Annotated in this window: 13 protein-coding genes and 1 pseudogene; 6 read left to right on the top strand and 8 right to left on the bottom strand. The window is 35.5% G+C overall.

The window, feature by feature from the left end; all coding sequences use genetic code 11:
* Positions 1 to 94 precede the first annotated feature (94 nt).
* The gene (locus JCM6256_RS08355) at positions 95 to 1,108 is read left to right on the top strand and encodes a CAP domain-containing protein (protein WP_025081242.1); all 1,014 of its coding nucleotides are present in this window, start codon (positions 95 to 97) and stop codon (positions 1,106 to 1,108) included.
* 146 nt (positions 1,109 to 1,254) lie between these two features.
* Here JCM6256_RS08355 and JCM6256_RS08350 read toward each other — a convergent pair whose 3' ends face one another.
* From JCM6256_RS08350 to JCM6256_RS08335, 4 genes are all read right to left on the bottom strand, one after another.
* Positions 1,255 to 2,160: a C40 family peptidase gene (locus JCM6256_RS08350; RefSeq protein ID WP_025081241.1), complete on the bottom strand. Its 906-nt coding sequence runs from the start codon at positions 2,158 to 2,160 to the stop codon at positions 1,255 to 1,257.
* Between the two features lie 222 nt (positions 2,161 to 2,382).
* Positions 2,383 to 3,162 carry a C40 family peptidase gene (locus JCM6256_RS08345; RefSeq protein WP_025081240.1) on the bottom strand — a complete coding sequence of 260 codons (780 nt, stop codon included), beginning with the start codon at positions 3,160 to 3,162 and terminating at the stop codon, positions 2,383 to 2,385.
* 232 nt (positions 3,163 to 3,394) lie between these two features.
* Entirely contained in the window at positions 3,395 to 3,886 is a 492-nt protein-coding gene (locus JCM6256_RS08340) for a C40 family peptidase (protein ID WP_025081239.1), read from the bottom strand.
* A gap of 162 nt (positions 3,887 to 4,048) precedes the next feature.
* Entirely contained in the window at positions 4,049 to 4,597 is a 549-nt protein-coding gene (locus JCM6256_RS08335) for a guanylate kinase (protein WP_025081238.1), read from the bottom strand.
* 83 nt (positions 4,598 to 4,680) lie between these two features.
* Between JCM6256_RS08335 and JCM6256_RS08330 the strand changes: the two genes are divergently transcribed.
* Positions 4,681 to 4,992 carry a DUF2187 family protein gene (locus JCM6256_RS08330; RefSeq protein ID WP_025081237.1) on the top strand — a complete coding sequence of 104 codons (312 nt, stop codon included), beginning with the start codon at positions 4,681 to 4,683 and terminating at the stop codon, positions 4,990 to 4,992.
* Between the two features lie 91 nt (positions 4,993 to 5,083).
* Positions 5,084 to 6,598: an O-antigen ligase family protein gene (locus JCM6256_RS08325; RefSeq protein WP_025081236.1), complete on the top strand. Its 1,515-nt coding sequence runs from the start codon at positions 5,084 to 5,086 to the stop codon at positions 6,596 to 6,598.
* A 40-nt stretch (positions 6,599 to 6,638) separates the two neighbouring features.
* On the opposite strand, the gene JCM6256_RS08320 is transcribed toward JCM6256_RS08325, so the two are convergent.
* Positions 6,639 to 7,262: an LVIS_2131 family protein gene (locus tag JCM6256_RS08320; protein WP_025081235.1), complete on the bottom strand. Its 624-nt coding sequence runs from the start codon at positions 7,260 to 7,262 to the stop codon at positions 6,639 to 6,641.
* 121 nt (positions 7,263 to 7,383) lie between these two features.
* Between JCM6256_RS08320 and nrdI the strand changes: the two genes are divergently transcribed.
* Both nrdI and JCM6256_RS08310 read left to right on the top strand, forming a co-directional pair.
* Positions 7,384 to 7,827, top strand: coding sequence for a class Ib ribonucleoside-diphosphate reductase assembly flavoprotein NrdI (gene nrdI, locus JCM6256_RS08315; RefSeq protein ID WP_025081234.1), 444 nt, complete (start codon positions 7,384 to 7,386; stop codon positions 7,825 to 7,827).
* Position 7,828: 1 nt separating this feature from the next.
* Positions 7,829 to 8,761: a ribonucleotide-diphosphate reductase subunit beta gene (locus JCM6256_RS08310; RefSeq protein ID WP_025081233.1), complete on the top strand. Its 933-nt coding sequence runs from the start codon at positions 7,829 to 7,831 to the stop codon at positions 8,759 to 8,761.
* A gap of 51 nt (positions 8,762 to 8,812) precedes the next feature.
* Here JCM6256_RS08310 and JCM6256_RS08305 read toward each other — a convergent pair whose 3' ends face one another.
* Positions 8,813 to 9,364, bottom strand: coding sequence for a hypothetical protein (locus JCM6256_RS08305; RefSeq protein ID WP_025081232.1), 552 nt, complete (start codon positions 9,362 to 9,364; stop codon positions 8,813 to 8,815).
* 123 nt (positions 9,365 to 9,487) lie between these two features.
* Between JCM6256_RS08305 and JCM6256_RS10160 the strand changes: the two are divergent.
* A pseudogene (locus JCM6256_RS10160) lies at positions 9,488 to 10,221 on the top strand (C39 family peptidase).
* A 101-nt stretch (positions 10,222 to 10,322) separates the two neighbouring features.
* Here JCM6256_RS10160 and JCM6256_RS08295 read toward each other — a convergent pair.
* Together JCM6256_RS08295 and JCM6256_RS08290 are read right to left on the bottom strand one after the other, a co-directional pair.
* Positions 10,323 to 11,381: a Fic family protein gene (locus JCM6256_RS08295; RefSeq protein WP_025081231.1), complete on the bottom strand. Its 1,059-nt coding sequence runs from the start codon at positions 11,379 to 11,381 to the stop codon at positions 10,323 to 10,325.
* Positions 11,382 to 11,692: 311 nt separating this feature from the next.
* A partial coding sequence (locus JCM6256_RS08290) for an RNA-guided endonuclease TnpB family protein (protein WP_025081230.1) occupies positions 11,693 to 12,650 on the bottom strand: 958 nt, incomplete at its 5' end.

Here is a 12,650-nt window from a genome sequence, read left to right as displayed (position 1 = left end):
CTACCATGCAATGTCTTTTTTCATCCCTATTTTCCATGTTAAACTAAGTTAATAACATAATTATTAGTACAAATAGCTACAGAAGAAGGATTTTATGAAAATCAAAGCTGCTTTTTTAGTATTAACCGCAAGCGTCGCTATTTTTTCTTACACTAGCATGGCTGATACTGAACAAGTTCACGCTGCAAAATACAGCAAGAGCGAAATCAAAAGTGTTCGCAAATTTCAGCGTAATTACCGCTTGTTAAGCAAGAAAAAATACAATCAAACCAATTTATACGAAGTAACGCCTAATTTTGGCGAACCATTTAATCCGGGAAAGCTTGAACCGGCTTATGTCAATGCTTCGATGAATTACATCAATTATTATCGTTCACTATTCGGCTTGCCTAGTGAAAGCAATCCTGATAAAGATAATATTGACGCCCAAATTGGGGCAGCTAGTTTAGCCAGCGTGAACGCAAACATTGACCTGCATGCTCATGGCTTGCTTGGCTACAAGCGTCCAACTTATATTGACAAACATAATTGGGATACTGCTGAAAGTGCAACGCTGGGCAATATCAATTTTTTAGAAAATAATTCCAGTGCAACTGCCGGCGAGATCGTTACAGACTTATTGCAAGATCAGAACAATTTAGCGGGCTATGGCAATACGGGACACCGTGCGCTTTTGCTTTCTGCCAAGGCAACGCACATGGGAATCGGTGCTGCATACGGTAATAACGGCGTTATGTACTCTGTGCAAAACGGCGTTTTTGCGGATGATATTTTGCGCAAACCGGTTAAAAGTTCTGTGACTTACCCAAGTAAATTTGTTTTTCCATATGAAATGGTGAATAAGTCAACGCCTTGGTCAGCATATTTTGCTACTAAGACGATTAACGGCACGCCCAAAGTTTACATTCGCGATTTAACTACAAAGAAGAATTATCGCGGAAATAGCGTACATAATTTTAAGAATTCATATTTTAGTGATGGCTATTCAAGCGCGATTACCTTCTACCCTGGCAAAACCAAGCTAGTTAATACACATAAGTACCAAGTGAAAATTGGCGATTATTATAGCTATAGTTTTCGACTTTTTAGAGAAAAAGGCCGAAATTAAAAAAAGCGGTGTCCGTATCGGGCACCGCTTTTATCTTATTTTATCATTTAAAAATATTTTTATCATTTTTTATCTTATTTTATCATTACAGTGAAAATAAAAAGATGATCACTTCTGACCATCTTTTCGATTTATTCATCTTTAAACTAAAGCACACGCTTAGCGATAGTTGGATAATAATATGAAGAAATTGTCTGCAAAATTGTACCTTGTTCAGGCGTTGCAGAGTTTACATACTGATTGTTACCAATATAAATTGCAACGTGATATGGTGCTGTTGTTGAACCCCAGAATAACAAGTCACCAGGTTGCAAACTATCCATTGAAACAGTTTGACCAACTTTAACTTGATCATAAGTAGTTCTTGGCATATTTACACCATATTTTTCATAAATGTATTGTACAAGTCCTGAACAATCAAATGAATCCGGACCAACCGCACCCCAAACGTAAGGTTTGCCAATTTCAGATTTAGCTAAGGCAACAATACCGTTAACTTTATCAGGAGCTTGGCTTGAAGTATTCTTGTTGATGGTTTGTTCAACAATTTGCTTAGCCTGCTTAACGTTAGCCTTTTTCTTTTCAATTTTGGCTTGTTCTTTTTCCTGCTTCTTTTGCGTATTAGTTACAGCCGTAACCTTATCTTTTGCTTTCTTAGCTAAATTAGAAATCTTAGACTTCTTAACAGTCTTTGTCTTTTTAACAGTTGAGGTTGTCGCCTGTGTATTTTGGCTAGTATCAACATCGACAGTGTAACGAGCTTGAATCCATTCGTTATCACCAACCATATACCATAAATTTCCGCTCTTATCGACAGCTGTTTTTACGACATTCCATTCGGTACCGTCTTTTGCACGAAAGCCCATGAAGCGCCCTGCATTGTAATTTGTCCAAATACGAACACCTTTGCCAGGCAAGTAATTAATTTTTACTCTCTTAATTGCCGTTTTAAATGTTGAAGCAGCAACTGGCTTCTTTAATGAAGTGACTGCGCCCAAGCCGGTGACGGTAATAGCAGCCGCAGCTCCTATTTTAAATAATCTATTCTTCATCTTCTCAATCCCCTTTTTGGTAGCGAAAAAACAATTTTATCTCACTTTACATTCACATTATCTATTCTAGCGAGAATATTGTGACATTTCTATTAAATATGAACTTTTCCACAAGAAACTTTTCTCTCATTCTTAGATAATTTAATTTTAGCGATAAAAAATGTAAAAAGCGAAAAAAGAGCCTGAACGAATTGTTCAGACTCTTAATTTTATTTCTATTGATTAGTTAAGAACACGCTTAGCAACTGATGGGTAGAAGTATGAACTTAAAGTTTGAACACGAACACCTTGTGAAGGAGTTGCAGCATGAACATACTTACCGTTACCAAGGTAAATACCTACGTGGTAAGGAGCTGAAGCTGAACCCCAGAATAACAAGTCACCAGGTTGCAAGTTATCCATTGAAACAGTTGTACCTTGCTTAACTTGATCGTAAGTAGTACGGCCAAGACTTACACCTGCAGCATTCTTGTAAACGTATTGTACCAAGCCTGAGCAGTCAAATGATGAAGGACCAGAAGCACCCCAAACATAAGCCTTACCAGCTTGGGCCTTTGCCAAAGCAATAACGCCTGCAGCATCGCCAGTAGCTTGAACTGACTTTTTAGCCTTTTTAGGTGTCTTTACAGCAACCCATTCACCGATTGAATCATCATCTTTAGTTTCCTTTTGGGTATTAGTATGCACAAGCTTAGCATACTTGCTCATTACCCATTCGCCTTGACCAATTTCGTACCAAGTACGACCCTTGCGGTCAGTTACAGTTGAGATAACATTCCAAGTAGTACCGTGCTTAACTCTTTTACCAGTGAAGTGGCCGTGATTGTAATTATCCCAAACATTAACACCGTAGCCAGGAACGTAATTGATTTTAACTTTTTGAGTAGCAGCTTGAACATGTGAAGTCATGCTGTTTGGCTTAGCAACATTAACTGCTGAAACACCTACAATAGTTAAGGCTGCAGCTGCGGTAGCTTTTACAAAATTATTCTTTAAATCCAAAATCAAATCTCCCTATAAGTTCATTCTTCTATATGTGGAAGTTAAAAAGTAAAATATTGCTATAAAATGTTCTAATTTTTAGAATTTCTTATACTCTACACGAGATCTATGATACTCGCGTAATATTACATTATTGTTACAAAACAAATACTGAACATGTAAAAAAGACCATGAAGAGATTTCTTCACAGTCTTTTTCTTAGTCGGAAATTTAATTAAGAGTTTTAAACTAATTATAAAACGCGCTTAGCAGCTGATGGGTAGAAGTATGCGCTCAAAGTTTGCTTACGAACACCTTGTGAAGGAGTTGCAGCGTGAACGTACTTGCCACCACCAACGTAGATACCTACGTGGCTAGGAGCTGAAGCTGAACCCCAGAATAACAAGTCACCCTTCTTAAGCTTATTCATTGAAACACGCTTACCAACGTTTACTTGTTGGTAGGTAGTTCTTGGCAATACCTTTTTACCTGCGTTCTTGTAAACGTATTGTACTAAACCTGAGCAATCAAATGCGTAAGGACCAGTTGCGCCGAATACGTATCTCTTACCAACTTGCTTCTTAGCAAGCTTAACAATAGCGTTACGCTTTTCAGTCTTAGTAGTAGCTGCTTGAACTTCGTCAGCATGTACTGAACTTGACATTGGAACATTGATTACTGAAATACCAGTAAAGAAAACTGATAAAACTGCTGCAAACTTAACTAAACTACGTTTAAAACTCAAAATTAATTCTCTCCTTAAATTTGTTACTTTTCTAATTAAGTTCTTTTGAACTTCTCAACGGTTTATATAATACCGAGTAAATGTTACACGATTGTTTCAAAAGAGTTAGCAACTGATTAAGAAAGAGGATTTTCATTAACAAAATTTGTAAAAAAGCAAGTCTTATACCTGCTTAAAGCTTGATATAATCGCATTTAGGCGTTCTGTAGTTTCTTGCCAATTATCATTTACAAGAATATGAGCATATGGTTCCAAATCATCAGAAAGCTTATTTAATTCGCTGCCACTAAGGCGCTCTTTAACGCTCTCGATGCTATCGCCACGCCGGATAAGACGTTCTTTTAACTCATCAATAGTCGAGGTTGTAACATAAAGAAAATAAACTTGCTCTCCAAGTTGTGTTACATAAGATTTAACGCCCTGAATATCAACAATTAATGAAACAAGATCATGCCTTTCCCAAGCTTTATCTAGAGCTTCCTTGCTAGAACCGTATTGATAAGCTCCATATTTTACATGTTCAAAGAAATGAAGCTTGCTGAAGCTTTCGTCATTTTCGAAATAATAACTTTCTTTATCTACTTCTCCTGGACGTTTAGGTCTAGTAGTATGCGTTATTACCCGTGGAATATCGTAATGTTTCTTCAAATACTCAGAAATTGTTGTCTTGCCTGCACCACTTGGCCCTGCGATTAAAATTATTTTCTTCATGTAAGCTACTTCCCTTGTCAACTTTTAACAATTATAATAGTATCTACTATTGTATTAAAAATGGGAAGGAAGAGAAAGTCACAATGAAAAAAGCTGATGTAAAAGTAGGCGCAATTTTAGCAGGTAAATCTGAAGAAGAATTAAAGAAGCCATTCCAAGGCAAAGTTGAAAAGATTTACGAAAATTCCGCACTTTTAGCTATTACTTCTTATGACCCCGTTGACGAAACAGCAATCAGCGACTTGAACCACAAGATTGTTGTTAACTTTAAGAACTTGAAGACTGCTCGTGTTGCTAAAAACAGCAAAACCGCAGCAACTAATGAAGTTAAAGTTGAAAAAGTTAAGTCTGCTGTTAAAAAGCAAGATGAAGAAGACAGCAAGGATAAAAAGTAATTCAAAAAAATTGGGCAGGGTGTTGCATCCCTGCTCTTTTTTTGCCTAAAATCATAGATAAGATTTATAGGAGAAACAAATGAGATATTATATGAAAGAAAAAACGAGAATCTGTTTATTTTGGTTCATTTTAATTCAGCCATTTTTAGACCTGTATTGGCTATATAATGGCAAATTGGCTAACATATTGCCTTTTACATTGCCAACCATCATCCGTATTCTAGGATTATTGGCAATTGCCGGAATGTTTTTCAGTCAAAAACAAAACTGGCAGAAATTGGGTAAAGATAAATGGCTAATTGCTTATCTAATTTTATTAGTCATCTATTCAGCCGTTCACTTGTGGCATGTTAAAAATTTCAACAGTGTTAATCCAAATGATTACAGCTATTCAACGATCAGCGAAATTTTTTATTTAATTCGCATGGCACTACCATTAGCTACAATTTATTTTACTAAGGAAATCGAATTTACGAAGGATGAATTCAAGACTGTCATCGCAGGCGTTTCAGGACTATTCTCATTTACTATCGTCCTCAGCAATCTTTTCGTAATTTCGCTGCGTTCATATGAACATGGCTTTATTTCTGCCAATATTTTCGAATGGTTTGTTAACCCAAATATTGGTTACTCGCACATGGCATCTAAAGGTTTCTTTAACTTTACCAACATGGTTGCGGCCGTTTTATTCATGCTTTTGCCACTCATGATTTACTTCATGTTCGATAAATTCACTTGGAAGATTACGACTTTGACAGCTGTTCATGCTTTAGCCATGATCGAGTTAGGGACAAAAGTTGCAGCGATCGGATTAATCGGAGGAATTTTGTTAGGAATTATCGCCTATCTGATTCATTATTTTGTTTTCAAAAATACCAAGAAAAACAATAAGGCACTTATTGCCGCAATATTAATTGAAGCTGCATCCTTGGCAATTTTGCCATTCGGTCCAGCAATTCAGCGCTATAACTACGAAAAATATTTGGCCCAGCAATCGGATCATGACTTAACTGAAGAAACGAAAGAATTGAACGCTGGTCTTAAAAAGTATCCTAAAGGCGAAAAACGCGAAGAATTTTTACGTGATTTTATTAAGGAAAATTACGATGAATATGCTTTGAACAAAAAATTCGTCTTCAAGAGATACCCTTATCAATATGATCCAGAATTCTGGCTCGGCATTATGCGTGAAAATGGCGAGATGCGGATGCAAAACCGTCATCTTGAACAAGCGATGCTTGAAAAAGTCAGAGCTACTAACAACAATCACCTTGATAAGTATTTAGGCATTTCTTACACCCGCGAAAATAATATTTTCAACTTAGAACGAGATTTTGCTTCACAGATCTTTTCTCTTGGTTGGATTGGGATGCTTCTATTCGTTGGTCCATATGTAGCAATCCTGCTTTATGGCGCTTGGAAATGGCTACGTTACAAGAAGGTTAGAACTTATTTAGTTACTTCGTTGTTAATTTCAATAGTCTTCATATTGGCGGCATCATTTTCATCAGGCAACGTGATGGATTTCTTAACTGCAAGTTTGATTCTAGCTTTTGTGGAAGGCAACTTATTAGTACAAATTAAGAAAAGTGATTTTAAAGCGTAAGCAAAAAACCAAGGGATAATTTCCCTTGGTTTTCTTTTACTTATTTTTCATTTTTAATAAAGCTAGAATCTGGAATTCTAATTAAGTAATATCTCGTAGCGATTCTACCTGCATGAAGTCCAATTCCGTTTTGCCAATTTTTCTTATATTCAGCTGTATAAATTGCTACATAAGCGCGTTGATACTGACGATCCATTTTAGCCAAAGTTTTCTTTTCATAAGGAATCTTAGCTGCATTCACAGTATTCACCTTGTCGCCATAAACAACACTGGCATAATCACCGGAAACCGTTGTTTTGGTACCTGCACTGTAATAAGTATAAGTTTGCGAGCCATTTTTCTTGGCCGCGGCCTTAATTCTAACGTAATTAGAGTTGCCTGTACCCGTATTCATAATCAACGGTTCATATTTAACACTAGAAGAAATGCGATTCTGATCAGTTAAATCAGGATTGTCAAAAAGTCCTTCACCCAGCATCCACCAAGTTGCCGCAATGAACACAACAATTTCCGCAACGGTAATCAAAGCATTCTGCCAAGTAAACCGCTTGTGGTCCTTGATAATCATTTTAATGCGACGATTGCGGATATTTTGGATTATAAAGAATAAATATAAAATTATTACAACCCAAATCAGAATTCCGAGTAAATTCCAGCTCATCATGCGCTTTCCTCCTATATTTTATACTTAAATATTATAAGCTGATTTTGAATCCCTATCAATTGAATATATAATATAGAAGTGTGAAAATAAACCTAGTTAAATGGAATATAGGTAATATAATATGGTAGCTATAGCATTTTATTCAATTACAGGACAAACTAAAAAGTTCGTCGTAAAAACTGGATTAAAGGCGCACGAAATTACAGATGATTTTCCTCAACACGAAATGAAGGAAAAATATGTTTTAATAACGCCCTCATACCAAGATTTTATGATGGACTCGTTAGTTGATTTTTTAAATTACAAAGATAATAAGAAAAATTTAATCGGACTGATTGGTTGCGGTAACCGAAACTTTAACGATTTATTCGCGCAAACCGCTAAGAAATTGTCCGTAACACTGAAGGTCCCGATTCTCTATTTGCTCGAATTCAGTGGTACTTCGACAGATGTTAAAAATGTTCGTAATATTATGGAGAAGCTTTCCGGAGGCAAAGACACTCAAAAAGTTGAAAAGCCAAAGGAATTGCGTGGAAAGATTAGCTTTTTGAGTGATTATAGATAAAATGACGAAAAGATATGAAGCAATTAACTGGAATAAGATAGAAAACCGTGTTGATTATTCTGCTTGGTCCCGTTTAAATGATTTCATTTGGGAACCTGAGCGAATTCCAGTTAATGAAGACAAACCTGAATTTAAAAAATTAGACGACACGGTTCAAGAAACTTTTTTACGTGCATTTGGTTCATTAGCATTTTTATCCACTATCCAAGTCAAAATTGGTGATAGTTCGGTAAAAATGGCCTCTGCAACACCGCAAGAATTTTCAGTATTTAATGCGTTAAATTATTTGGAATCTATTGCTAATAAATCTTATAGCAATGTCATTCAAGCATTAGCTCATTTTTCAAAAACAAATTCATATATTGACTGGGCTAACGATCAAGATGAATTACAAGATTTAGCTGAACTTCTTGATGATATTTACCGTAATGGAACGCCACTACAAAAGAAAGTTGCCCTTTCTTTTACTGAAATGGCTTTGTACCATGCTGGATTCTACGCTCCTCTTTATTTATTTGGCCAAGGCAAACTCGTTCGTTCAGCTGAAATTGTTAAGTTTGCAATTCGCAGCACCTCATTCAACGCGATGTATCCAGGGGTTAAATTCCGCTTGGAACTAGACGAAAAAAGTAAAGAAGAGCAACAAGAAATTGAAAAATGGACTTATGATTTTGCCGAAAAAATTAATAAGCTCATGTCCAAATTTATTAAGAAGATTTACAACGATGTTGGCTGGGATGAAGACGCACTTAATTACTTCCGCTACACTATGAATAAGAACTTTATGAATTTGGGTTACTCAATGCCTTACTCTGAAGACGCTGACAGCCTGAGTGAAGTAATTCAAAAGGGTGTTATTAAGAGTGCTAATTTTGAAGACTTTTTCTTCTACTCTAACGAAAACACTTTAACCAATTTTCATGAAGTCAAATAATAATTTGTGAATAAGAAAACCACATTAACGGTTGTTAATGTGGTTTTTTCTTTACTTCTTTGTAGTTTTCTTTGTTTTTGCCGACTTAGTTGTCTTTTTCTTAGTTTCTGTGGATTTTTTAGTTGCAGTTTTCTTTTCAGGTTTTTGGTATTCGCGAACAACTTTGAGTTTTTCCACAATGGCATCAACTAATTTATCAACATATTCATCTTCGCTTTTAACAATTTCATCCCCTGTGGACAATTGATCAATTCTGAATTTTGAAACATTCACGTATTCTGAAATTGTTTCAAAATAAACATTTACCTCATAATCCTGACCCTCTTCAAAGAAGTTAGAGATCTTCTTATAATTGCTAAATGGCAAATTGATAATATTTGTTTCGAGTGCAAAAGTTACAGGACGTTGACCGTCCACAGCCAATTGCGTCTGCACTAAAGAGTTATGCTTAAGGCCAGCAATAACTTCCTTTACCATTTTGCTGGCATAACTCTTTAATTTAGTTTTTGATTTACTGATTTCTGCGTATTTTACAGTCTCTAAATCTGAGATGTAATCTTGATTTTCAATTTTATCGATTAAGTATTTTAAATTAATTTTCAAAACAAATTATCCTTCGCTTAAAAAATTGTATGGTTCCTATTAACAATAACTAATTTAAACACTAAATACAATCATAAGAAAAAATTTTTGTCTCTTTAATGAATTCCATGTTTAAATATAGGCATGAATAAAACGAGAACTGAATTAAGAAAAAAGAAAAAAATCAGGAATAAATTTATCCTCTATTCCGCTTTTATTGCAGGTTTAATTGTAGTTTTAGCATTGGTTATTAATTTTAAAAATATCAAACAAAGCTATGATTGGGCAACAATTAAACCTGAACAAAAGTTAGATATTCCCCTAGAAAGACAACTGCCTGATTTGCCTAACGGCTGTGAAGTAACATCGCTTTCTATGCTTTTAAATTATTATCATGTTAAAACAAATAAAGATGAATTAGCCCAGCACATCAAGCACGTCAATTCTTATAGCGATGATGGCAAGTATCGCGGAAATCCACATGAAGGTTTTGTAGGATATATGAGTCAGGCTAATGGCGGCTGGTGCGTTTATAATGAACCGTTATACGATGTAGCACGCCGTTACACTAATCGAATTCAGAACACTACAGGTAGTAGTTTTATTGAGGTCATTCACCTGGTTTCTTCAGGCCACCCTGTGATGATTATTACTACATTACGTTTTAACCACGTAAATGACATGCAAACTTGGAAGACTAAGCAAGGCAAAGTTCATGTAACGCCATCATGCATGCTTGCGTAATTACCGGCTACAATAAGACAAAGAAAATCGTCTACGTTAATGATCCATATGGTTATAAAAATCGTCCTGTTTCCTGGAAAAATATCCAAGCAAGCTATAATCAACAAGGACGTCAGGCCTTATATATAGAATAGAAAAAAGAACTAATTTGTGTTTTCCACAAGTTAGTTCTTTTATTTTTCTTCGTCATCATTTATTTTTTCTTAGTCATTTTACTCTATTTGACTAAGAAAAACTATGAATGACGAAGAATATATTTTACATTTCTCCCCTTGCCAATCATTTGAATCTTATTTTCATCTTTCAATTTTTTAAGATTACGTTGAATAGTAGTTTGACTGTACCGTGGGATTTGTTCAACAAGTTCTGCTCTAGACATTGGCTTTAAATTTTGTTGTAAAATCTTTAAAATTAATTTTTCAGCGCTCAATTGTTTTTGAGGATTGTGAACTAATCCCATTCTTTCAATTAATTCACGATATGCTTTTACAACAATGCCTAAGTAATAGTCAATAAACGGCAAATAATTATTCTTATTTTCATTCCAATCAACTGAACTAGCTGCTAGAGCTTCATAGTAGCTTTCTTTGCTATCCTCAATTATTTTTTCAAGACTGATATATTTTCCGACTTCAAAACCTAACTGATACATTGTAAGAAGCATTAACAGACGAGACATCCTACCGTTACCATCTCTAAAGGGATGTATAGAAACAAAATCAAAAACAAACGCAGCAGACAAAATTAATGGTGAAAAAGTTTCTTCTTTTACTGCATCATTGTATGAACTACATAGATTTTCAATTAATTCAGGAACTAAAAAAGCATCTGGTGGATTAAATCTTACTTCTTCATGTCCATCACTATATTTAGCCACAATCTTATTATTAATATCTTTAAATTTTCCACCCCAGGAATCACCAGAATATTTAAAGAGCATGTTGTGCATAGATAGAATCGTGTTTCTCGAAATTGGCATATAACGATAATTTTCGTGAATAAGTCCTAAAACATCCCTATAACCCGCAATTTCTTGTTCATCCCTATTATGGGGCTCAACTTTATTCGACATAATCTTATTAAGTCGTGAATCTGATGTAAAAATACCCTCAATTCGATTAGATGAATCTGTACTTTGGATTTTAGCAACAGCAACCAACTTTTTTAATTCTTCATGATAATCAATTTGATAGCTACTTGTCTCTCCACGTAGCTGATAAATAGTAGTTAATTTGCTCACAACTTTTGTATCTAAAAGCAAATCGTTTAATAACTGATAATCAAATTTTTTCATTTCTTCACCCTTTTCTTCGTCATCATTTATTTTTTCTTAGTCATTTTACTCTATTTGACTAAGAAAAACTATGAATGATGAAGAATATGACTAAGAAAAGTATAAAAAAAGAGCGAACCTCATAGAAAAGGTTCGACTCTAATCACTAATTTCATTCAACATTTCATGATCTGCAATTCTAATGAATCGAAATAGCATTTTATTAGAATTTCTTGAATGAACCACATCGGCACTAAAGTGCCGGGTTTCTGGGAACACCAAGTAGTGTTTAGGATCTTACATTGATTGCTCAAATACCCAACTCACAGAACTCAGCTCTTTACCATGGCCAGTCCCTGACCAGTTGGCTTTGCTTTATGCAGAATATTAACTGCCGCGTTAATATCCCGGTCATGCCTAGTTTGACATTTAGGGCAAGTCCATTCACGAATCTTTAGTGGCTTGGCGCCACTGTTATAGCCGCATTTTGAACAAATTCTGGAAGTATTTGTAGGATCTACCGCAACCAGCTTTTTCCCATACCATTTGCACTTATATTCCAGCATTTGTCTAAACATCCGCCATGAGGCATTGGCGATAGATTTGGCCAGGCAGTGATTATGTTGAAGATTTTTGGTTTTCAAATCTTCGATAACAATCACATCATATTGCTTAACCAAATGAGTCGTTAGCTTATGCAAATAGTCTCTACGCTGATTGGACACCTTGGATTGATACCTGGCTTTTAGCTTTTGGGCTTTTTGCCAATTGGCAAAGCTTTCCAGGCTTCTAGGACAAAGCACTTTTCTATTTTTATCCTGCAAAGCCAACAGCTTAGCCAAATGTCTGCGGCGGGAATATTTTCTTTGCCATGCTTTGGCTTTCTTTTCAAAATAAGAGCCATCAAAGCTAGGGTATTTCAAGCCATTGGACAGAATTGCCAAATCAGCCACGCCGACATCAATGCCAATTTCTCTGCCAGTTAAGCGAAGCTTTTGGGGTTCAGACACTTCTGCCTGCAGAGACAGATAATATTTGCCTGTTGATTCAAGCACAACCGTATAACGCTTGATTTTAGCACCTTCCAAAAACCCTGTTTTACTGGTTTTAATATAACCCAACTTAGGGATCTTCAGGTATCGCTTGCCAGCAACTTTTATGATAGACTTGCCAGTATAAGACTTCTTCAAATACTTGCGCGAATGAAAGCGCGGCTTGCCAATTTGGACGCTTTTATCTTGAAAGAAGTTTTTCCAAGACTGGGTCAGAAACTCATTAACTAGCTGCAGA

The sequence above is a fragment of the Lactobacillus hamsteri DSM 5661 = JCM 6256 genome (assembly GCF_000615445.1).
In the GTDB taxonomy this organism is placed as follows: Bacteria; Bacillota; Bacilli; order Lactobacillales; family Lactobacillaceae; genus Lactobacillus; species Lactobacillus hamsteri.
This window is presented reverse-complemented; position numbering and strand designations above follow the sequence as displayed.